Raw genomic sequence first — 21,646 nt, forward strand, 5'->3', positions numbered from 1 at the left:
CTTCATCCTTCCCCCGAAACCGGATCCTTCAAGACGTAGTGGAATCCGCGGCCCTTGCGGTGGGCCCATGCGGGCCGGACCACCCCGGTTCGCTCCAGTTTCTGGATCAGCGGGACCGCCCCCGCCGCCGATATGCCGAGGATCGATCCCAGCTCCGTCGTGGACAGCCTGCCCCTCGACTGTACGTAGCTGCGCGCCACGGCCTGCCGGTCGCGTCCCGGCATGGCGAACTTCACCCGGTCGTACAGCGCCGTCAGTCCCTCCCGTGCAGGCTGGGACAGGGTCCACACCTCGGGTCCCTCCGGCGGCACACCGGCGACCGGAACGAGCAACCAGGAACCGGAGACCTTGATGCTGCCCAGTTTTCTCAGCAGCGTACGGGCCAGGATTTCATTCGCGTGGGTGATCCTGGCCGCGGTCCTGATGTCGATCCAGCGGTGATCCGCGACTCGCCGCAGCAGCAACAGCAGGCGGTGGTCCTCCAGCTCCCGTGGCCACCCGAGTTCTGCGATCCAGAGCTGCCATGCGGGATCGGGGGGGCGCCCTCCCAGGAGCACCTCGACGCTGCTGCCCTCCACCTCCCGGAAGGTCGGGGCGGGTTGGCCGTTCCTGGCCAGCCCCGTGACCATCCTGCGCACCCCCATCCCCCGGCCCTCCACAAGCCCGAGTGGCTTCAGGAGCTTCATCAGATGCGCGTTGCGCTGGAACGGCGGCCGGGAGAAGACGTTGTACTCCCCGAAGCCCCCGACGAATCCCCCCGGACTGCGCACCCTCAACGCCCCGAAACGGTGCTCCTGCTCCACCTCGGTGGCGTGCACGACGGTCCAGTCGCGGTGCACCACCCCGTTGATGACGGCTTCCCGGGCCGCCTGGGCGTTCAGGGCGGGGACGGTTTCCTCCTCCGCCCAGTCGGGCATCCGGGCCTCGGGGTTGTTCCGGCGGACGGCATCGAGCACCAGCGTCAGCTGCTCCAGGGCGGAGAGCTCCCCGCTCAACCGCAGCTCCCTGTGTCCGCCCCTGAGCCGGTACTCGATGACCGGGCGTCCGTTGCCCACGAACATCAGCCAGGCAGCGTTGGTGAGCATTCCGTCCTCGCCGACCGCTCCCAGACGTTGCAGGAGTTCGGGGTCGGGCGAGGCGGCGAGGTCACGGGACTCCGTTTCCCCGGATGCCTCGAGGTATCTCCTGACCAGTTGGAGAGCCTCGGGGCGCGCCAGGTCCGGGGTGGTGCCGGAGGATTTTCCGGACCAGTTCAGTTTCGTGCGTTTCCTGCGAGATCCCACCGAGGCCATGTGCCCAATACTCACCTAACCTTCGTTCAGCTCGGGGGAATCGGACCCCTTCCCCGACCAAACCGGCCCAAAAGCCGACACGATCTTGGATGGTTCAGCTTCCCAGGAGCCTATCCCGCAGCTGGGTCACGCGGCGCTGCTTGGTCTCGGGACGCTTCGCGTCCTCGATGCTCCTGATCCATTCCCGCCGATGACTGGGAGGAAGCCGTTCCCAGGCGGCCAGCAGCTCCCCGTCGCCGGCGAGGGCCGCATCCAGTGGGGGCGGAACGATGATCGGGGTGGTGTCCATGGCAGGGCCTCTCACAGGAGATCGTTGATGATGATGGTCTGTTCGCGTCCCGGACCGACCCCGATCCCGGAGATGCGGCAGCCGATCAGCTCCTCCAGGCGCTTCACGTAGGCCCGGCAGTTCGCCGGCAGATCCTCGAAGCGACGGCAGGTGGAGATGTCCTCGCCCCAGCCGGGCAGCTCCTCGTAGACCGGTGTGGCGTGGTGGAAATCGGACTGGGTGACGGGCATTACGTCGTGGCGTGTCCCGTCGACGTCGTAGGCCACGCACACCGGGATTTTCTCCCAGCCGGACAGGACGTCCAGTTTGGTGAGGAAGATGTCGGTGAAACCGTTGATCTTCGCGGCCTGTTCCACCACGAGCGCGTCGAACCAGCCGCAGCGACGCGGCCTGCCGGTCGTGGCCCCGAACTCGCCGCCGTCGCGACGCAGCCTGTCACCGTCCTCGTCGTGCAGCTCGGTGGGGAACGGCCCCTCGCCGACGCGGGTGGTGTAGGCCTTCGCGATGCCGATGGTCCGGTCGATGCGGGTGGGACCGACCCCCGCCCCCGTACAGGCGCCCGCCGCGATCGGGTTCGACGAGGTCACGTACGGGTAGGTGCCGTGGTCGACGTCGAGGTGGTGGGCCTGGGCCCCCTCGAACAGCACCACCTCGCCGCGGTCGAGGGCGTCGTTGATAAACCGTCCGGAGTCGATGACGTGCGGCCGGATGGTCTCGGCGTGAGCCAGCAGCGCCTCGACGATCGCGTCGGCCTCGATGGGGCGGCGGTTGTAGACCTTGACCAGCAGCTGGTTCTTCTGGTCGAGGGCGGCCTCGACCTTCTGCCGCAGGATCGACTCGTCGAAGATGTCCTGGATGCGCACCCCCATCCGGTTGACCTTGTCGGAGTAGGCGGGGCCGACGCCGCGGCCGGTGGTGCCGATGCGCCGCTTGCCCAGGAAGCGTTCGGTGACCTTGTCGAGCACCTTGTGGTACTCGGTGATGATGTGGGCGTTGGCGCTGATCAGCGGGTGCGGCACCTCGACCCCGCGGGAGACGAGGGTCTGCAGCTCCTCGGCGAACACGTCGAGGTCCACCACCACGCCGTTGCCGATCACGGTCGTGGTGCCGGGGTTGAGGATCCCGGATGGCAACAGGTGCATGACGAAGGTCTCACCCCCGACCACGAGGGTGTGGCCCGCGTTGTTGCCTCCCGAGTAGCGCACACACAGGTCGACGCGATCCCCCAGTTGATCGGTTGCTTTGCCCTTGCCCTCGTCGCCCCACTGGGCTCCGACCACGACAACACCAGGCATTGATTCCTCCAAGACACGAAGCAAGCCCCAGCAAAGCCGGGGCCTTACCGCCGCATCCTACCCATACCGGCACCACAACCCCAGCCGAAAGTTCGTGCCCTCATGGCCGCCGGCCCGGCACGCTCGTGCAGCACGCACGCTCTTTGCTTGATTCACAAGCGGTTTCGCGCGAGCATCGAGGGTAAACGGTCCGCAATGAAGCAGGAGCACCCCGATGAAGAAGTTGATGAACTCGCCCGACGAGGTTCTGTCCGAGGCCCTCAGGGGCGTGGATGCCGCAGACGAGAACGTCCGGGTCGATCACGAGAACCGCGTGATCTTCCGCGCAACCCCCACCCGCGCCGGAAAGGTCGCGGTGATCTCGGGGGGAGGTTCCGGTCACGAACCGCTGCACGGCGGTTTCGTCGGGGTCGGGATGCTGGACGCGGCCTGCGCGGGTCAGGTGTTCACGTCTCCCAGCCCCGACCAGATCCTGGCGGCCACCGTCGGCACGGATGCGGGTGCGGGGGTGCTGCACGTCGTGAAGAACTACACCGGTGACGTCATGAACTTCGAGATGGCCGCGGAACTGGCAGCCGATGCGGGGGTGCGCGTCGAGACGGTGGTGGTGGCCGACGATGTCGCGGTGGAGGACTCGCTCTACACCGCGGGTCGCCGCGGGGTCGGGTTGACGGTGCTGCTGGAGAAGATCGTCGGGGCAGCGGCCGAGGAGGGCCGTGACCTGGATGCGGTGGTCGAGGTGGCGAACAAGGTCACCGAGAACGGCCGTTCCATGGGCATGGCGCTGACCTCCTGCACCGTCCCCGCCGCGGGAAGACCCACCTTCGACCTGCCCGAGGACCAGATGGAGATCGGCATCGGCATCCATGGTGAGCCGGGCAGGCACCGCGAGCCGTTGACCGGCGCGAAGGACATCGCCCGCCAGCTGGTGGAGCCGATCCTCGCGGATCACGACTTCGCCGGTTCGGAGACCGTCGTCATGGTCAACGGCATGGGCGCCACCCCGCTCATGGAGCTGTACCTGATGTACGGGGAGGTCAAGGCCCTCCTCGACGCCGCCGGGGTGCGGGTGGCGCGCAACCTGGTGGGCAACTACATCACCAGCCTCGACATGGCGGGATGTTCCGTCACCGTCCTGAAGGCCGACGACGAGCTGCTGACCCTGTGGGACGCGCCCGTCAGGACGGCGGGATTGCGGTGGGGACTGTGATGTTCACCCACGAGCAGTGCATGGCCTGGTTGCGGGCCTTCGCTGCCCTCGTCGAGAGCAACAAGGACCTCCTCACCGACCTCGATGCGGCCATCGGCGACGCCGACCACGGCACCAACATGGCCCGCGGCATGACGGCGGTCCTGGGCAAACTCGACCCCACCTCCCCCCTCGGTTCGATGTTCAAGTCCGTCGGCATGACCCTGGTCAGCACCGTCGGCGGGTCCGCCGGGCCGCTGTACGGCACCTTCTTCATGAAGTTCGGGGCGAAGCTGGGTGAGGTCGAGGACGTGTCCCTGCCCACCTTCGCGAACGCCCTGGCGGCCGGGAGGGACGGGGTGATCGCGCGCGGCAAGGCGGCCGTCGGCGAGAAGACCATGATCGACGCCCTGACACCGGCGGTCGAGGCCTTCGAGTCGCACGTCGACGACGGCCCGCTGGCGGCCGCCGAGGCCGCCCTCGCGGCAGCGCGGCAGGGCCGGGACGCCACCATCCCGCTGGTCGCGACGAAGGGCCGCGCCTCCTACCTGGGGGAGCGCTCCGCCGGGCACCAGGACCCGGGAGCCACCTCCACCACCTATCTGTTCGAGGCCCTCGTGGCCGCCGTCGAGGAGAGCTGAACCGTGGCTCTGGTCGGGCTCGTCGTCGTCTCCCACTCCCGTCCGCTCGCCGAGGCCGCGGTGGAGTTGTCGTTGCAGATGCTGCACGGGCCACGACCGGAGATCGTGATCGCCGCCGGGACCCGGGACGGCAGGTTCGGCACGGACGCCACCCGGGTGGCGGAGGCGCTCCGGGCCGCCGACGGGGGCGCCGGGGTGGTGGTCCTGATGGACCTGGGATCCGCGGTACTGAGCGCCGAGTTCGCCATGGATCTGGTCGAGGACGTGAACGCGATCCTGGTCGCGGCCCCGTTCGTCGAGGGTCTGCTGGCCGCTGCCGTGCGTTCCGCCACGGGCGGCACCCTGGAGGAGGTCGCCGACGAGGCACGTGCCGCGCTCGCCCCGAAACTGTCCGCGCTGGGGATGGAGCCCCACCCGGATGACGAGCCGGCGGAGGAAACCGGCGAAATACTGTGGGTGGCCGACGCGGAGACCCGGGTCACGCTCCACAACGCATCCGGTCTGCACGCCCGGCCCGCTGCCCTGCTGGTCGCCGCGGCCCGAGAATTCGATGCAGAGGTGCGGCTGCGCTGCCACGGCCTGGAGGGTGGGGCGACCTCACCGATCGCCCTGGCCACCCTGAACGCCCGGCAGGGCGACGAGGTGTGGATCGGGGCCCGCGGCCCGCAGGCCGCCGAGGCGGTGACTGCCCTAGCCTCCCTGATCGCGGATGGTTTCGGGGAGCTCGCAAGACCCCCGGGACCGACCGTCGTGACGCCGACCGGCCCGCTGGGGGTCAGTCCGGGACGGGTGGTGGGCCCCGCCCGGCTGATGGCGGCCCCGCTGGTCGATCCCCCGATGGAGTCCCGCCTGCGAACTTCACAACTTCCCGGGGAGAAGAACCGCCTGATGGCCGCGCTGGAGGAGGTCGCCGCCGACTACGAGGCGCGGGCCGACGACTCCGGGGATGATGCGGCCCAGATCATGCGGGCCACCGCCACCCTGACCCGCGATCCCGAGCTGCTCCGATCGGCGCAGGCCCTGATGGAGGCCCTGCACGTGGGTGCCGCGACGGCGATGTGGCGAACCACCAACGACATCGTGGAGCGGTTGCACGCGGCGGGCGGGCTCCTCGCGGAACGCACCACCGACATCACCGACATCCGCGACCGCGTCGTCTGCCGCCTGACGGATCGTCCCATGCCGGGGATCCCGGAGTCCGGGGAACCTTTCGTGCTGGTGGCACAGGATCTGGCGCCATCCGACACCGCATCCCTCGAACGGGAGCGTTGCCTGGGCATCGTCACCGTGGATGGTGGCCCCACCTCCCACACCTCGGTCCTGGCCCGCAGCATGGGCATCCCCGCGGTGGTGGGTTTCCGCGACGCACTCGCGATTCCCGACGGGGCCGAGGTGCTGGTGGACGGCGCATCGGGTGAGGTGATCGTCTCCCCCGACGAGGCGCAGCGCGCCGGTGCCCGCACCACGCCCTGCCCTCTTGAACCGTTGAGCGCCCCCGGCGTGACCCGCGACGGTTTTCACGTGCCCCTGTTGGCCAACGTGGGGTCCGTCTCCGAATCCCGGGCCGCGGCGAGAGCGGGCGCCGAGGGGGTCGGTCTTTTCCGCACCGAGATCTGTTTCCTCGACGCCGAGGTGGAGCCGGATCTCGAACAGCAGTTCGCCACCTACCGCGACGCCCTGGCACAGTTCCCCGGGCGCCGCGTGGTGGTGCGCACCCTGGATGCCGGGAGCGACAAGCCGATGCCCTTCCTCACCATGCCCGGCGAGGAGAACCCGGCGCTGGGGGTGCGCGGCTACCGCACCACGATCCGGTCCCCCGGGGTGCTCGCCCGGCAACTGGAGGCCATCGCCCGGGCCGCCCGGGCGAGCGATGCCGAGGTCTGGGTGATGGCACCCATGATCTCCACCCCTGCCGAGGCCGGGGAATTCGCGGAACTGGCCCGCGCCGCCGGCCTGGGGCCGGTCGGGGTGATGGTGGAGATTCCCTCGGCCGCCCTCCAGGCGGAGGAGATCCTCGCAGAGGTGGACTTCGTCAGCATCGGCACCAACGACCTCGCCCAGTACGCGATGGCCACCGACCGTCAGGCGACGGGCCTGGGGGACCTCCAGGACATCTGGCAGCCCGCCGTGTTGAGGCTGCTGCGCATGGTGGGACGCGCGGGAAGGCGGACGGGCAAACCGGTCGGCGTCTGCGGGGAGGCCGCGGCCGATCCCGCGCTGGCAGCCGTGCTGGTCGGGTTCGGGGTGACGTCGCTGTCCATGGCACTGCGCGCACTGGAACCGGTGCGCCGCACCCTGGCCCGGGTCACCGTCGAGGACTGCCGCCGAGCCGCCGAGGCCGCGCTCACTTCGAGCGGCCCCGCCGCGGCCAGGAAGGAGGTTTCTCGCATCCTCCTTCCGAGGTGAAAAATTCGGGGTTGACAAGGGGGGCATCCCTTGCGTCATAATATTTGCAGTTGCAAACTCCTGGACTGAAGGAACATCGATGAGCCATCGTATCTCCACCGTCGTGGTCACCTCCCTGGCCGCCCTCACCCTCGGTCTGAGCGCCTGCTCGAACACCATCCCCGCCACTCCCTCCCCCGATGACACCGCCGCTTCTGCTCTGACACAGTCGATCGGTGACGCGAAAGTCGTCGAATCCGACCTGTCCTCCAAGCTCCTGGTCGGCCAGGTGGCCGGCTTCACCCTCGCCCGGGTGCAGGTGCACGAGGACGCCAGCAGCCCGTTCCCGGACCTGGAGAACCCCTACTACGACAGCGATGCGGAACACAAGATCGATCCCGCCGGCTGCGAGGCCACCGGCATCGAGCAGCTCGTCGTGGGATCCGAGGCGACGACCGAGAACGAGAACGTCCGGGTCGCACTGGGCACCGGCACGTCCTCCCCGCGGAAGCACAGGGACTACGCGAACAAGTGCGCCGAGATCACCGACCAGCTCACCGAAACGCCTGCCCTGGAAACCATCCAGACGCAGCAGATCCCCGCCATCGACGGCGTCATCGACGTCGTCGCGACGAAGACCTGGCACGGCTTCTTCGGCACGGAAGGGGACGCGGGCTTCTACACCTACCTGATCACCGGCAACGTCGGCGACGTCAACGTCACGGTCCAGACATACCCGCCCACCGATGACCCCTCCACGGGCAAGAACGCGTCCCTCGACACGGCCGTGAAGATCTTCGAGGCCCAGGTCAAGAAGCTCAAGGGCACCGGCACCACCGAGGAATCCACCGCCCCTTCCCAGACACCGTCCGCATCCTCCCAGAACAGCTCCACGCCGTCGCCGAGCAGTTCCGCGCCGTCCCAGAGCGCCTCGGAGCAGAATCTGTCCTCAAAACTCGTCAACGGCTCCGTGGCCGGTTTCTCCCTGGCGCCAATGGAGTCCCGCAGCCCACTGGCAGCAATTTCCAACTCCTTCTACGAGGCCCTGGACTACGAACTCGACCCTGACGGATGCGATCAGACCGGTCTCGACAACCTCACCGCGGGAACCGAGGGCTCCCTCGGCTCCACCCACGCCAGGGTCGCCCTGGGAACCGACACCTCCTCCCCCCAGAAGCACAGGCAGTACGCACAGAAGTGCTCCACGATCACCGGAACCGTCGACGGGGAACCCATCTTCGAGACCGTCAGGCTGGAGGACGCGCCCGCGATTGACGGCGCCACCGACGTCGTCGCGACCTCGGGGAGCGGCAGCACCCCCAACACCGACGAGATCGGCCCCAGGTCCTACCTGATCACCGGCAACGTCGGCGACGTCAACGTCGTGGTCCACCTGTTCCCGTTCGATGGCCACCAGGACGCCTCCTACTCGGATGCCGTGGCGCTCTTCAAGGCCCAGGTCGAGAAGCTCAACGGCTGAGAACCGGACCCGGCCCCGGCGCGATCACGGATGCGAACCCTTCGCAGGTCGTCCTCCGTTTCTCCCGGGGCCGGGTGACCCGCTGGCGTGCGATGCTTCCCGCACCCTTCCCCGCCGCAAGGAGGATCCGATGTTTAGTCTGTTTCGTCGCGTGTCCATCGTCGCCGTCACGTTGCTGACGGTCCTCGCCCTGGGGTCCTGCTCGGGGGTGTCGTCCACCGACCAGCAGACGACACCCCCACAGCAGGATTCCCGGGCCCCGCAGGCCACCGGATCCTCCGAAGCGGCCGCACCCCAGAGCCCGGCCGAGGCGTCCTCCGGTTCCGCTCTGTCCGCCAAACTCCTGACCGGTCCGATCGCCGGTGTCGTCCTGCAGGAAATTGACCGGATCATGCTGCCACACGACATAGGAACCATCTTCGGCCACTGCGGGGACTGCGAGGTCGATCCTCCCGAATGCCTCACGACCGGCCTCAGTTATCCCGATGTGGCCTCCCAGACAGACGGTGACGCCGTGGCCGCCACCGTCATGCTGGGCTCCGCCACGTCCTCCCCCGGAAGCCACCGGGAGTACGCGCAGAGGTGCCCCTCCGCCAGCGGGACCGCCAGTTCGGTGCCCTTCGCCATGAACGTGGAGCTGTTGCCGGAACCTGACATCGCAGGCGTCAGCGACATCGTCGTGACGGAGACCATCTGGCACTATGAGGGCGAAACGTCGCCCAGGAAGGCCCCATGGTCGATCGTCGTCAGTGGCAACGTCGGTGACATCAACGTCGTGGTCCGTACGCATTCGGCATCAGATGACCAGGGATCTCCCTCCGCCGAGGTGGCAACGGAGATTTTCAAGGCCCAGGTCGAGAAACTCAACGGCTGACCCCGTGCCGCGGCCCATCGAGATGACAAGATGATCGCACGTGCAAACGCATCAAGGAGTTCTCATGCCCCGTTCCCTTCCTGCAATCGCAGCCACCTCCGCGGCGGCGATCATCCTCGGTCTGAGTGCCTGCACGAGCACCGTTCCCGCCGATCCCGCACCCACCGCCCAGCAGTCAACCTCCCAGGAGCCCCAGGACCCGAAGACGTCCGGGCCCGCCACGGATTCCCCGTCAGCCACGGCATCGGCGGATCCCACGCCTTCTCCCGACTCCTCGGGCCCAGGAGACGGATCGTTTCCGGCCTCGAAGATCCTGACCGGGTCCGTGGCCGGTTTCACACTCGAGGAGGTGGAGGAAACCAACTCCGAACCGCTCATGGCGCTGTCGTATCCGTACTACTTCGAGGAGCACCAGCTCGACCCGGCCGCGTGTGAGGCGACCGGCATCGAGCAGCTCGTCGTGGGCTCCCATGCGCAAACCGAACACGAGATCGTCACGGTCGCCCTGGGCAGCGACGTCATGTCCCCCGAGAGGCACCAGCAGTACGCGAAGAAATGCGCCGAGGTCAACGGAACCGTCGACGGTTCCCCCGTGCTGCTGACGATCGAGAAACAGAAGGTCCCCGACATCGAGGGAGCCGGCGACATCGTCGCCACGATGACCGACCACGGCATCCCCGGCACGGAGGGGGACGCCGGCTACAAGTCCTACCTGATCACCGGCAACGTCGGCAACACGAACATCGTCGCCTACACGACCACCACGTTCGACGGCAACTTCGCGGGTGTGGATGCGTCCTTCGACACCGTCGTGGCGATTTTCAAGGCCCAGGTGGACAGGCTCAGGGGTTGACCCTGGAGAATGCGAGAATTGACCGGTCGTCGAACCACTCGGAGGACTGATCATGTTCCGTCGTTTCCCCCACATCGCGGCCGCATCGCTGGCCGCCCTCACCATCGGCCTGAGCGCCTGCTCCAACGCCACTCCTACGTCCTCCCCGTCCGCCGATCAGCAATCGGCCTCGCAGGGTTCCCCGGCGGCGAATGCCTCCGGAAGCTCCCAGAGTTCTCCCGGGGCGACGAATCCCGAGAACACCGCCGGCCCCAGGCAGAAGGCGGCCGATCCCGACCTGAGCTCCAAGGTCCTGACCGGTGAGGTCGCGGGAGTGACACTCAAGAAGATGGACCAGCTCCCGGACATGGAGAACGCCGTTCAGGGCACCGACGTCCAGGTCGAGCCCGCCAACTGCCTCAGCACGGGGATCACGCAACTCGGGGCGGGTGCCATGGCAATGACCCAGAACGGGGTCGAGTCGGTCCTGCTGAGCTCCGATGCAACCGCTCCCGGCAAGTACAAGGAATACGCGCAGAGGTGCGCCTCGGCCAGTGGAACCGTGTCCGGCAGCCCCTTCAAGCAGAGCATCGAGACGCAGCAGGTGCCCGCCGTCGATGGCGTGAACGATCTCGTCGCCGTGGCGAACTCGTCCGAATCCAGCATCAACGGCAAGGCGCTGAACGCCAAGGCCTACCTGCTGATCGGCAGCCTGAACGGCACCACCATTATCGCCCAGTCGACGACGCTCACCGGGCAGGAACCGTCCCAGGAAACCGTCACTGAGCTCTTCAAGGCCCAGGTCGAGAAGCTCAAGGGCTGATCCGTTCCCTTCCCGGCCCCGGGCGCGAGCCGTCCGGGGCCGCCGCATGCCTGGAACACCGGTTTCCGAGGCGTACACTGTCCCGCGGCCCTGCCACCGAGACCCTCTAGGAGCCCGCATGCCCATCCGTCACGACCTGCGCAACGTGGCGATCGTCGCCCACGTCGACCACGGGAAGACGACGCTCGTCGACGCCATGCTGTGGCAGTCGGGTGCCTTCCGTGAGGGCGCCGACGTGAACAAACGGGTCATGGATTCGATGGACCTGGAACGGGAGAAGGGCATCACGATCCTGGCGAAGAACACCGCCGTGCGGCACCGGATGCCCGACGGCCGGGAGGTGACCGTCAACATCATCGACACCCCCGGTCACGCCGACTTCGGCGGCGAGGTGGAGCGGGGCCTGGAGATGGTCGACGGCGTGGTGCTGCTGGTCGACGCCTCCGAGGGGCCGCTGCCGCAGACCCGGTTCGTGCTGCGCAAGGCCCTGGCGAAGAAGCTTCCGCTGATCGTCGTGGTCAACAAGGTGGACCGTTCCGACGCCCGGATCTCCGCGGTGGTGGACGAGACCTACGACCTGTTCATGGATCTGCTCGACGACGACGCCTCCGACGCGCTGGACTTCCCGATCGTCTACGCCTCCGCGAAGGCGGGGCGCGCCTCCCTCAACCAGCCCGCCGACTCCGAGATGCCGGACTCGCCGAACCTGGAACCGCTGTTCGAGACGATCCTGGAGCACGTGCCCGCCCCCTCCTACGAGGAGGGCGCCACCCTCCAGGCGCACGTGACGAACCTGGACGCCTCCCCCTACCTGGGAAGACTGGCGCTGTGCCGGGTGGTGGCGGGCGAGCTGAAACGCGGCCAGCAGGTGGCGTGGTGCCGCCACGACGGCAGCGTCCAGAACGTGAAACTCACCGAGCTGCTGGTCACCGAGGCCCTGGAACGCGTCCCGGCCGAGTCCGCGGGTCCCGGCGACATCGTCGCCATCGCCGGCATCTCGGAGATCACCATCGGCGAGACCCTCTCCGACCCCGACGACCCGAAACCGCTGCCGCTGATCCACGTCGACGAACCGTCGATCTCCATGACCATCGGTATCAACACCTCCCCGCTGGCGGGCAGGTCGGGCAAGCACCTGACCGCGCGGCTGGTGAAGGCACGGCTGGAGCAGGAGCTGATCGGCAACGTCTCGATCCGGGTGAAACCGACCGACCGCCCCGACACATGGGAGGTGCAGGGCCGCGGCGAACTGCAGCTGGCGGTGCTGGTGGAGATGATGCGACGCGAGGGTTTCGAGCTGACCGTCGGCAAACCGCAGGTGGTCACGAAGGTCATCGACGGGAAGGTGCACGAACCGATCGAGCGTCTCACCGTCGACGCCCCGGAGGAGTTCGTCGGCGTGACCACCCAGCTGATGGGGCTGCGTCGCGGCCGCATGGAGCAGATGGTCAACCACGGCACCGGCTGGGTGCGGATGGAGTTCCTGGTTCCGGCGCGTGGCCTGATCGGGTTCCGCACCGAGTTCCTGACCGAGACCCGCGGCACCGGGATCATGAACCATGTCGCGGAGGGCTACGAGCCGTGGGCCGGTGATTTCCGCACCCGCCCGACGAGTTCCCTGGTGGCCGACCGCACCGGGGTGGTCACCTCGTATGCGCTGTTCAACCTGCAGGAGCGGGGCACCCTGTTCGTCGGCCCGGGGGCCGAGGTCTACGAGGGCATGATCGTCGGCGAGAACCCCCGCCCCGAGGACATGGACGTCAACCCCACCAAGGAGAAGAAACTCACCAACGTGCGTTCCTCCACTGGTGAGGAACTGGAACGCCTCATACCGCCGCGCCTGATGTCGATGGAACAGCAGCTCGAGTTCTGCGCCGCCGACGAGTGCCTGGAGGTCACCCCCGCGGTGGTGCGGATCCGCAAGGTGGTGCTGGGCCAGAAGGACCGCGCCCGCCTGAAGCGCGGCTGACCCACCCCTTCCTCAAGTCGGTTGAGCCAGCCCGCGAGCACCCCACTCCCCGAAGCTGGTTGAGCCAGCTCGTGAGCGAAGCGAACGGCTGAGTCGAAACCACCCGGCAGCCGACGAACAGACCTGACCACAGATCCCCGGATACGCGCACGAGGTTTCGACACGACCCGCTCGCTGACGCTCGCAGGCCGGCTCAACCAACTTCGACCAGGACAAATCCGGTTGGCTGGAATGTGGTCAGTCCCGGGGCTTCAGCAGGTCGACCACGGAGGCCACGACCTTGAGCCGGGTCTCGACGTTGGCTGCGGCCGGGGCCTTGACCCTCGCCCCCCAGTAGGCGACCCGATCGCCTGCGACAAGGACGCAGTCGGTCACACGCTGCGGGGTCATCAGCGAGGCGGGCTCGTCGGTGGACAGGGGAAGTTGGAGGTCGGCCCACGCCCTCCCCCAGCGGGTGTCGACGGCCGCGACCCCGGAGAAGATCAGACCGCGCAGCCGCCCGGTCTCGGCGAGGATCTCGACGTGCTGGCGCGGACGGTCCGGGTTCTGCCACTCGATGGCCGAACTGCCCCAGTTGATCGCGAACCCGCATTCGTCCGCGACGGCGAGTTCGGTGATGAGACTGAGGAATCGTTTGTCCCCGGGAAAGATCGGCGAATAGGCGTCGCAGTGTTCGATCACGACCTCCGCCCGGAACCTGTCGTCGGCCTCCAGATCTGCCAGGGAACGCTGAAAGGCATCGGCCGATGCCCGCACCCCCGGGGCCGAGTGGATGTGGATGAAGGAAACTGTTTCCTCCCCGGTTCGCTGGTTCAGCTCCTCGGCGGCGCGACGCACCCCGGTGATCCATTCGACAGCCGCCCGGCGCCCCTCGTCGTCGGTGGAGGCCAACCCGAAGGCGGGTTCCTCCGCGAGCCGTCTCACCGTGCCGGGAAGGGCCGTGACGACGCCGTGGCGGAACCGGCCACGCACCTGGGAGACGAACCAGTCGAGATCCTCATGAATGGAATCCGAGAAGGGAATCTCAAGAGCCGTCGCGAGGTTTCTCTCCGCCAGCCCCGCGTAGAAAGCCTCCTGATCGCCCCTTTCGGACGGCATTGCCGCATGGGCGCCGACGATGATCTCCGGCATTGGTTCCTCCCCCTCATGATGAACAGCCCGAAGAGTACAGCACCCGATTGACCGGGAGTACCACCGAAAGGGGTGTTTCCAAAGCCATTGGGAACAAGATCGAAATACCCGCATCGTCACGGGAGTTTTCCGGGAGCATTTCCCGCGGGAACACCGGGCACTTTCAGAGCCGGACCGAGCCCTTGGGTGGGCGAACCGGTCAACCGATCCCGAGGGGGCCACGAAGCAGCAGCACCGCCCCCGCCCACAGCGACGCCCACAGCAGGCTGGCGAGGGTTCCTATGATGAAGCGCTCGCTCGTGGCGGTGTCGGAGGTGCGCAGCTCCGGGTAGCGGCCGAAACCCTTGACCACCATCACCACCCCGATCCCGGCGGGAAACCCCGCGACGATGCAGGCATAGGTGGCGGCGCGTTCGAGCAGCCCGATCCAGCGACCCCCGGGAAGCTCCTTCCCGGCCCGGACCAGCCGGAGGTCTATCAACTCCGGACCCCCCTCCCCCGCCTCGGCGGCCTCGCGCCGCTGGGCCTCACGTCGGGTCTGCCAGTCCACCAGCCGGAACAGTCCGCGCACCACCGGCGTGCCCGCCGGTGTGGCCAGCAGAAAACCAAGCACCACCATCGCGACCCACGAATACGTCTCCATGCCACCAGCCTCCCACCCGTCACCGACAATTCCGTGGAGCAGAATTTTCTCCAAACCCATGGGAAAACGTCCTTCATCGGAGTTAGACTGACCGGACCCTACAGGGCGAAGATGCCCGGAAACAGGAGGTCACATGGCCGCCCCGTCAACCCAGCAACGTCCTGCGCTGGTAGCGAAGGAGTTGCGTGTCCCGTTCCTGCTGCTCCTGCTGTGCTTCGCCGCATGGGGCACGGCCGCCAACCTGACCGACGTGTTGGTGGGTGTGTTCCGGAGCATCTTCACCATGACCATCCTCGAGTCGTCGCTGGTGCAGTTCGCGTATTACGGTGCCTATTTCCTGCTGGCGATTCCGGCGGCGATGATCAACCAGCGGTTCGGCTTCAAGGCCGGCCTGCTGACCGGTCTCGGGCTGGCCGCGATCGGAGGTTTCCTGTTCATCCCGGCCGCCAGGACCCTCACCTACGCCATGTTCCTGTTGGCGCTGTTCACCCTGGCCGCGGGATTGTCCATCCTCGAGACCTCAGCGAACCCCCTGGTGATCGCGATGGGTGACGAGGCGACGTCCACCCGGCGGTTGAACCTGGCGCAGGCCTTCAACCCGATCGGCGCGAACCTGGGTGTGCTGATGGGCGCGGTGCTGATCCTGCCCCACCTGACCCCCGAGACCGCGAAGTCCATCATGAACGAGGAGGAGGCCCTCGCCGCCCAGGAGGCCGATCTCGCCCTGGTGCTCGGCCCCTATCTCGGTATCGCGGTGGCGCTCGTGATCATCTGGTTGCTGATCGCGTTCCGCAGGCTCCCGTTGCCCCCGCAGGAGGCCACACCCGAGGGTGGCGGTGGGCGTTTCGGGCGTCTGTGGGGCAACAAGCTGTACCGCTACGGCGTGGCCGCGCAGTTCTTCAACGTGGCCGCCCAGACCTGCGCCTGGACCTATACCATCATCTACGCACAGGACGTGGTGGGCACCTCACCCGAGGCGGCCGGCTGGTGGCTGCAGGCCAGCCTGTTGTTGTTCCTGGTGGCCCGGTTCGTGATGGTCTTCGTGCTCGGCATCGTACGCCCAGCGGTGCTGCTGCTCATCATGGCGGTCTTCGGGGTGGGCTGCTGCCTGACCTCGATCCTCGTGCTGAACATCGTCGGCCTGATCGCGGTGGTGTGCATCTCGGCGGCCTTGTCGCTGATGTTCCCCACCATCTACGGCATGGCCCTCAAGGGCCTCGGCGACGACGCGAAGTTCGGCTCCGCGGGCCTGGTGATGGCCATCCTCGGCGGCGCCCTGATCCCGATGGTCCAGGCACGCGTGATGGACGTCGCGGGATCGGCGATCGGTTTCATCGTGCCGGCCGTGTGCCTGGCGCTCGTGGCCGCCTACGCCGCCTACGACATGGTCCACACTGGGAAGGAGACATCATGAAAGCCCTGTCGAAGTGGTTGGCAGCCACCCTGGCCGTCGGCATCACCGCCGCCCTGGGCGCCTGCTCCGACAACCGGCCACCGGTCAGCATCGGGCTCATCACGAAACAGGAGACGAACCCGTACTGGGTGACGCTGCGCACGGTGGCCGAGGACTCGGCCCGCAAGGCCGGGGCCACGCTCACCACCGCGGCGGGCAGCAGCGACGTCGACGTCGAGTCGCAGCGCACGGCTCTGAAGGAGATGGTGGACAAGGGCGTCAACGGCATCCTCATCGCCCCGACGAACTCGACGGCCCTGGCCGCCGACATCCAGGCCGCACGCGACAAGGGCATCACCGTGATCGCCCTCGACACCCCCATGGAGCCGCAGGAGACCACGAACGCCTACTTCGGCACCGACAACAAGCGGGCCGGGGAGCTGATCGGCCGCTACGCCCGGGCGAAGATCGACGAGCTCGGCCTGAGCCCGCAGATCATGATGTTGAACCTCTCCCCCGGCATCACCTCGGGTGAGAACCGGAGCGCCGGCTTCCAGGAGGGTTTCGGCGTCCAGGAGGGTTCGGGCCGGGTGGTTGACCAGGCCAACACCGAGGGCGACCAGGGACTGGCGCAGCAGGCCATGACGGAGGCCCTGACGAAGAACCCGGACATCAACGTGGTCTACGCGGTCAACGAACCCGCCGCGCAGGGCGCCGTCACGGCGTTGAAGTCTGCGGACAAGGACCTGTCGAAGGTCGTGGTGGTCGCCATCGACGGCGGCTGCGAGGCCATGAAGAACTCGGTGCGCCCCGGCGACATCGACGCCACGGCCATGCAGTTCCCGCAGAACATGGCACGCGAGGGCGTCGAGGCGATAGTCGCGAAGGTCCGGGAGGGAAGGGAACCATCGGGTTACCTGGCCACCGGAACCGAGCTGGTCACCGGATCACCCGCACCGGGCGTCACGTCGAAGAACGTCGAGTACGGCGTGCGCACCTGCTGGGGTGGCTAGGAGGAGTCGCGAACACCATGACCGGCCACGGCCCGTGCCGAAACCGTCTCACATCAAGTTGGTTGAGCCGGCCTGCGAGCGGCAGCGAGCTGGTCGTGTCGAAACCATCGTGCACCCGTCCGGGGTCCTGTGGTCGGGTGTGTTGTCCGGCTGCCGGATGGTTTCGACACGGGTCCCTCGTCCCTCACGGCCCAGTTCAACCAGCTTCACACACAAAAGCGGGGCCGGCTCGCTTTCACGATCCGGCCCCGCACGGGAAAATCGAGAGGTCAGTGGACGGTGGCCCAGCCACGTCCGGGCCAGCTCACCTCGGCGTGTTCAGAGGTGTCGGAGGTGCGGATGATGGCGGGACGGGCCGTCAGGGTCGGCATCACAACCACCGCGCCACGGGTGGCGGGGTAGACACCGAACTCGGAATCGAGGAAGCGGTTGAGGAAGTTACGGATGCTCATGACTCAATGCTGCGCCGGGAGATCCCATGCGTCCAATACCCGTTTGTAAGATAATCCATGCAGTTAGGTTATAAGTATGGATACGAATGTCCTCCGCTGGTTCCAGCTCGTCGCCGACGGCGCCACCGTCACCGAGGTGAGCGAGCTGGAGTGGACCTCCCAGCCCGGGATCTCGCGTGCCCTGGCCAGACTCTCCGACGAGGTGGGCGCCCCCCTGCTGCGGCGCGAGGGACGTGTCTTGCGCCTGACCCACGCCGGGGCGATGTTCAAGCATCACGTCGACGCGATGCTCCACCAGCTGGACGACGGCCTGGCCGAGGTGGCCCAGCTGATGGATCCAGAGTCGGGACTGGTCACCGTCGCTTTCCCGCACTCGCTCGGGGAGTGGCTGGTGCCCGCGATCGCGGCCGGGTTCCTGCAAAGGCATCCCGACGTGCAGCTGGACCTGAGTGCCAGACACGACGAGACCACACCGGCGACAGGGACGGGCTCCGAGATCGACCTGGAGCTGACCACGCTCAGGCCCCGCGGCCGGGCCCATCACTGGCGCGGGCTGCTGCGTGAACCCCTCCGGCTGCTGCTGCCCGAGGGACATCCGCTCACAGCCGGCACCGCCCCCGTCCCGATCACCCGGATCGGCGGGGAACGCCTCATCACGATGCGCAGGACCTCGCAGCTGTGGGTCGTCACCGACTCCCTGCTGTCCCGTCACGGGATCGAACCAGAGGCCGGCCTCGTCGCCGACGACCTGCCGACGCTCTACGGCTACGTCGCGGCCGGACTCGGAGTGGCGCTGGCCCCCGGTCGCGCCGTTGCCGGGGTGAGGCCACAGGCCCTCGCGGAGGACGACGCCTTCCGGGAGATCGGCCTCAGCTGGGCGGCGGGTCGCCGCCTGCTGCCATCGACCGCGCTGTTCCGCGACCACGTCCTGGGGCTGGCGAAGTCCCGGCGCCTGCCGCACCCCCCGGAAACAGTCGATGTAGAACATCACTTAAGATCTTCTACATGAAGGGTTTTCCTGAATGCGTGGCTCTGCTGGGCGACGTGGTGCGCTCCCGCAGCTCCGATCGGTCGCGCGTCCACGAGGCCCTGCTGGCGGCCATCGAGGCCTGCAACGACGCCCATCCTCCGCTGGATCCGCTGCGCGTGACCGTCGGAGACGAGATCCAGGGCGTCTACACCACTCTCGGGCGGGCGGTGGCGGCGATGCTGTTGCTGCGCGACGAGCTGCTGGGGATCGCCGAGGTGCGCTGCGGCCTGGGTGGCGGGGATGTGCAGGTCATCGACGCGAGGCGCGGAATCCAGGACGGATCCGCGTGGTGGCGGGCCCGGGAGGCCATCGAACGCGCGGAGGCCCTGTCCCGGCAGCCCGGCAACCGCACATCACGCACCGCGCTGATCGACGCCCGCGCCGTCGCAAATCCCCTCGTCGACCCCATGCTGCGCGTGATGGACGCCACGCTGGCGGCTCTCAGCCCGGGAGCCCGGCGGAGCTGGGTGCACCTGCGGGCGGGGCTGGACAACGCCACGGCGGCGAAACTCGAAGGGGTCACCCCCTCGGCCAACTCCCAGCGCATCAACGACCACGGGTTGCGTCCCCTGGCTGCTCTGGTCGAGGCCCTGGTCGTTCTTCCCTGACGCGGGCCTCCACAGAGCCCCTGCCGCTCACCTCCAGGTCTCGTAGAAGGTCCTGCTGATCTCCGCCAGTTCCTCCAACGTCCCGCCCGGGCCCATCGTCGTCCTCCCGACACCACCGTGTACCTGGGCGAAGCACTCGTATCCATTGAAGTCGTTGGTTCCGCAGACGGTCTTCCCGATGGTTCTCACGTCCTTGAGGTCCTTGGTCTGGGTTTCGACCGAACCGCCCTGCATGTAGCCGATGATGAAGAACTTGTCCTTCTTCACCGTCCAGTAGGTGACGGTGACGAGGGCGTCACTGCCGTCGGCCGTATTCCTGGTCTCGAAATCGCCGAACTTCCTCGGCATGGCCGGAACGGCCTGTTTGCTGCGCGTGCGCGTCGGGACAGGCGTGCTGGGCTCCCGTGTGGGCACCATCGCCGTCGCGGAGGAAGTGCTGCTGGCCTCTGCGGAGGCGGGTTCGGTGGGCTGAAGCGACACCGCCACAGGTGTGGTTGCCGCCGGCTCGGCGGCACCCTGCCCGCCCCGGAGAACCCACCAGAACCCGGCGGCAAGACCGGCTCCCAGGATCAGGAAGAGGACGACGATCAAACCGATGTTGCTGCCCCTCGACGGCTGCGGAGGCATGTCCTGAACCAGCTCGGGTCGCTGTTTGTCGCTCATCTCCACCTCCTTCAACTCATGGTAGATGCCGGGCAGGGCCCATTGCACTTCTGCGCGTCGCGGGGATCCCCACCACGGGGCGGGAACGCCGCGTGGGGCTCCACGTCAGTCCTCGTTCTCATCGGACTGGACGATCTCACCGTCGGCGTTCTTCTTCGCCCACTTCTTGCGGCCCCGCTGCACGATCAGCGGGTCGGTGGGTTTGATCGCCGACGGGTCCTTGCCGTCGTAGTCGTGGAGGTCGAGGAACAGGCGCATGGCGTTGAGCCGGGCGCGTTTCTTGTCGTTGGACTTGATCCGGTACCAAGGCGCGATCTCGGTGTCGGTCTGTTTCAGCATGGCGGTTTTCGCCTGGGTGTAGTCCTCCCAGCGGTCGAGGGATTCGAGATCCATGGGGGAGAGCTTCCAGCGCCTCACCGGGTCGAGCTGCCGGATCGCGAACCGGGTGCGCTGCTCCCGCTGGGTGACGGAGAACCACAGCTTCGTCACCGTGATCCCGGACTCGATGAGCATCCGTTCGAAGACCGGCGCCTGCTTCATGAAGATGCGGTACTCCTCGTCGGTGCAGAACCCCATCACCCGTTCCACGCCGGCACGGTTGTACCAGGAACGGTCGAACAGCACGATCTCCCCGGCGGTCGGGAGGTGCTCGATGTAGCGCTGGAAGTACCACTGCCCGCGTTCTTTCTCCGTGGGTTTCGTCAACGCCACGACCCGCGCGCCACGCGGGTTGAGGTGCTCGGTGAAACGTTTGATCGCCCCGCCCTTGCCAGCGGCGTCGCGTCCCTCGAACAGGATGATGTGCTTGGTGCCGTTGTCCTGGGTCGAGTACTGGAACTTCAGCAGCTCGATCTGCAGCTGGCGCTTCTCCGCCTCGTACCTGTCCCGACCGAGGAGGGTGTCGTAGGGGTACTTGTCCCGCCAGGTCTCGACGGCGTCGCCGAGCGGGTCGATGAGGTACTGGTCCTCGCCGTGAACGTCACCGACGGTGTAGCCCTCGTTGCGCACCATGTCGATGAATTCACGCAGGTTCTGGTTCATGCACCAAGCTTGTCACGTCGTCTGGCCCGCCATCTCCTCATCCCGGTTTTCCTTTGATTCGGGAACGGGATCGGCGATGATTCATACATGACTGATATCACCCTGGACGGGATCCCCGTCCACACCCACGGTTCGCTGCCCGCCGTCGGCGCCAAGGCCCCCGGGTTCGCGCTGGTCGGCAACGACCTGTCCCCCGTCGCCCTCGCCGATTTCGCCGGCTCCCGGCTGATCCTCAACGTCTTCCCGTCCGTCGACACGGGCATCTGCGCCACGAGCGTGCGCACCTTCAACGAACGCGCCGCAGGGCTGGAGAACACCAAGGTGCTGTGCATCTCACGTGACCTGCCGTTCGCGCAGGCCCGTTTCTGCGGCGCCGAGGGGATCGAGAACGTGACGGTCGCCTCCGATTTCCGCACCACCTTCGGCGAGGACTACGGCGTGACCATGGTCACCGGCCCTCTGGAAGGGCTCCTGGCCCGCGCCGTCATCGTCCTCGACGAGAAGGGCACCGTGATCCACAGCCAGCTGGTTCCCGAGATCAAGCAGGAACCCGACTACGAGGCCGCCATCGCTGCCCTCTGACCTGTTCAGAGAGCGTCGCAG

At 67.5% G+C, this 21,646-nt stretch carries 21 protein-coding genes; 13 read left to right on the forward strand and 8 right to left on the reverse strand.

What is annotated here, in order from left to right:
* Positions 1-2: 2 nt before the first annotated feature.
* The 3 genes from E0E39_RS13015 to E0E39_RS13025 form a co-directional block, all read right to left on the reverse strand.
* Positions 3-1,292, reverse strand: coding sequence for an ATP-binding protein (locus E0E39_RS13015; protein WP_130875132.1), 1,290 nt, complete (start codon positions 1,290-1,292; stop codon positions 3-5).
* A gap of 94 nt (positions 1,293-1,386) precedes the next feature.
* Complete coding sequence (locus tag E0E39_RS13020; RefSeq protein ID WP_130875133.1) at positions 1,387-1,581, reverse strand: YdeI/OmpD-associated family protein; 195 nt, start codon at positions 1,579-1,581, stop codon at positions 1,387-1,389.
* Between the two features lie 11 nt (positions 1,582-1,592).
* Positions 1,593-2,888 (reverse strand): adenylosuccinate synthase, encoded by a 1,296-nt coding sequence (locus E0E39_RS13025; protein ID WP_130875134.1) that lies wholly within the window; start codon positions 2,886-2,888, stop codon positions 1,593-1,595.
* Between the two features lie 202 nt (positions 2,889-3,090).
* Here E0E39_RS13025 and dhaK point away from each other — a divergent pair, with 202 nt between their 5' ends.
* From dhaK to typA, 8 genes are all read left to right on the forward strand, one after another.
* Positions 3,091-4,086, forward strand: a complete 996-nt coding sequence (gene dhaK, locus E0E39_RS13030; RefSeq protein ID WP_130875135.1) for a dihydroxyacetone kinase subunit DhaK — start codon at positions 3,091-3,093, stop codon at positions 4,084-4,086.
* Positions 4,086-4,706, forward strand: a complete 621-nt coding sequence (gene dhaL, locus E0E39_RS13035) for a dihydroxyacetone kinase subunit DhaL (RefSeq protein WP_130875729.1) — start codon at positions 4,086-4,088, stop codon at positions 4,704-4,706. Before dhaK ends, dhaL begins: the two co-directional genes overlap by 1 nt.
* A gap of 3 nt (positions 4,707-4,709) precedes the next feature.
* The gene (gene ptsP, locus E0E39_RS13040; RefSeq protein WP_130875136.1) at positions 4,710-7,112 is read left to right on the forward strand and encodes a phosphoenolpyruvate--protein phosphotransferase; all 2,403 of its coding nucleotides are present in this window, start codon (positions 4,710-4,712) and stop codon (positions 7,110-7,112) included.
* Between the two features lie 79 nt (positions 7,113-7,191).
* Positions 7,192-8,571 carry a hypothetical protein gene (locus E0E39_RS13045; RefSeq protein WP_130875137.1) on the forward strand — a complete coding sequence of 460 codons (1,380 nt, stop codon included), beginning with the start codon at positions 7,192-7,194 and terminating at the stop codon, positions 8,569-8,571.
* A gap of 130 nt (positions 8,572-8,701) precedes the next feature.
* Positions 8,702-9,445, forward strand: a complete 744-nt coding sequence (locus E0E39_RS13050; protein WP_130875138.1) for a hypothetical protein — start codon at positions 8,702-8,704, stop codon at positions 9,443-9,445.
* Between the two features lie 64 nt (positions 9,446-9,509).
* Positions 9,510-10,298: a hypothetical protein gene (locus E0E39_RS13055; RefSeq protein ID WP_130875139.1), complete on the forward strand. Its 789-nt coding sequence runs from the start codon at positions 9,510-9,512 to the stop codon at positions 10,296-10,298.
* 52 nt (positions 10,299-10,350) lie between these two features.
* Positions 10,351-11,100, forward strand: coding sequence for a hypothetical protein (locus E0E39_RS13060; protein WP_130875140.1), 750 nt, complete (start codon positions 10,351-10,353; stop codon positions 11,098-11,100).
* 118 nt (positions 11,101-11,218) lie between these two features.
* The gene (gene typA / locus E0E39_RS13065) at positions 11,219-13,069 is read left to right on the forward strand and encodes a translational GTPase TypA (protein ID WP_130875141.1); all 1,851 of its coding nucleotides are present in this window, start codon (positions 11,219-11,221) and stop codon (positions 13,067-13,069) included.
* A gap of 237 nt (positions 13,070-13,306) precedes the next feature.
* Here typA and E0E39_RS13070 read toward each other — a convergent pair whose 3' ends face one another.
* Both E0E39_RS13070 and E0E39_RS13075 read right to left on the reverse strand, forming a co-directional pair.
* Positions 13,307-14,200 (reverse strand): DUF4862 family protein, encoded by an 894-nt coding sequence (locus E0E39_RS13070; RefSeq protein ID WP_165444797.1) that lies wholly within the window; start codon positions 14,198-14,200, stop codon positions 13,307-13,309.
* A 199-nt stretch (positions 14,201-14,399) separates the two neighbouring features.
* Complete coding sequence (locus E0E39_RS13075; RefSeq protein ID WP_207302504.1) at positions 14,400-14,903, reverse strand: hypothetical protein; 504 nt, start codon at positions 14,901-14,903, stop codon at positions 14,400-14,402.
* A gap of 73 nt (positions 14,904-14,976) precedes the next feature.
* On the opposite strand from E0E39_RS13075, the gene fucP reads away from it, so the two are divergent.
* Together fucP and E0E39_RS13085 are read left to right on the forward strand one after the other, a co-directional pair.
* Positions 14,977-16,257, forward strand: coding sequence for an L-fucose:H+ symporter permease (gene fucP / locus E0E39_RS13080; RefSeq protein ID WP_130875143.1), 1,281 nt, complete (start codon positions 14,977-14,979; stop codon positions 16,255-16,257).
* Entirely contained in the window at positions 16,254-17,249 is a 996-nt protein-coding gene (locus E0E39_RS13085; RefSeq protein ID WP_130875144.1) for a substrate-binding domain-containing protein, read from the forward strand. The genes fucP and E0E39_RS13085 overlap by 4 nt, the downstream gene beginning before the upstream one ends.
* A 269-nt stretch (positions 17,250-17,518) precedes the next feature.
* On the opposite strand, the gene E0E39_RS13090 is transcribed toward E0E39_RS13085, so the two are convergent.
* Positions 17,519-17,701, reverse strand: a complete 183-nt coding sequence (locus E0E39_RS13090; RefSeq protein ID WP_041696128.1) for a hypothetical protein — start codon at positions 17,699-17,701, stop codon at positions 17,519-17,521.
* Between the two features lie 76 nt (positions 17,702-17,777).
* Between E0E39_RS13090 and E0E39_RS13095 the strand changes: the two genes are divergently transcribed.
* Entirely contained in the window at positions 17,778-18,710 is a 933-nt protein-coding gene (locus tag E0E39_RS13095) for a LysR family transcriptional regulator (protein ID WP_130875145.1), read from the forward strand.
* Positions 18,707-19,339 carry a SatD family protein gene (locus tag E0E39_RS13100; protein WP_130875146.1) on the forward strand — a complete coding sequence of 211 codons (633 nt, stop codon included), beginning with the start codon at positions 18,707-18,709 and terminating at the stop codon, positions 19,337-19,339. The genes E0E39_RS13095 and E0E39_RS13100 overlap by 4 nt, the downstream gene beginning before the upstream one ends.
* Positions 19,340-19,366: 27 nt before the next feature.
* On the opposite strand, the gene E0E39_RS13105 is transcribed toward E0E39_RS13100, so the two are convergent.
* A complete protein-coding gene (locus E0E39_RS13105; protein ID WP_130875147.1) occupies positions 19,367-20,002 on the reverse strand; it encodes a flagellar basal body-associated FliL family protein in 636 nt (211 codons plus the stop codon).
* Between the two features lie 105 nt (positions 20,003-20,107).
* Positions 20,108-21,043, reverse strand: a complete 936-nt coding sequence (ppk2, locus tag E0E39_RS13110) for a polyphosphate kinase 2 (RefSeq protein ID WP_130875148.1) — start codon at positions 21,041-21,043, stop codon at positions 20,108-20,110.
* 87 nt (positions 21,044-21,130) lie between these two features.
* On the opposite strand from ppk2, the gene tpx reads away from it, so the two are divergent.
* Complete coding sequence (gene tpx, locus E0E39_RS13115) at positions 21,131-21,625, forward strand: thiol peroxidase (protein WP_130875149.1); 495 nt, start codon at positions 21,131-21,133, stop codon at positions 21,623-21,625.
* The last annotated feature ends 21 nt before the right edge of the window (positions 21,626-21,646 follow it).

Origin of the sequence: [Pseudopropionibacterium] massiliense, from assembly GCF_900607225.1 — a bacterium.
Classification (GTDB): domain Bacteria; phylum Actinomycetota; class Actinomycetes; order Propionibacteriales; family Propionibacteriaceae; genus Arachnia; species Arachnia massiliensis.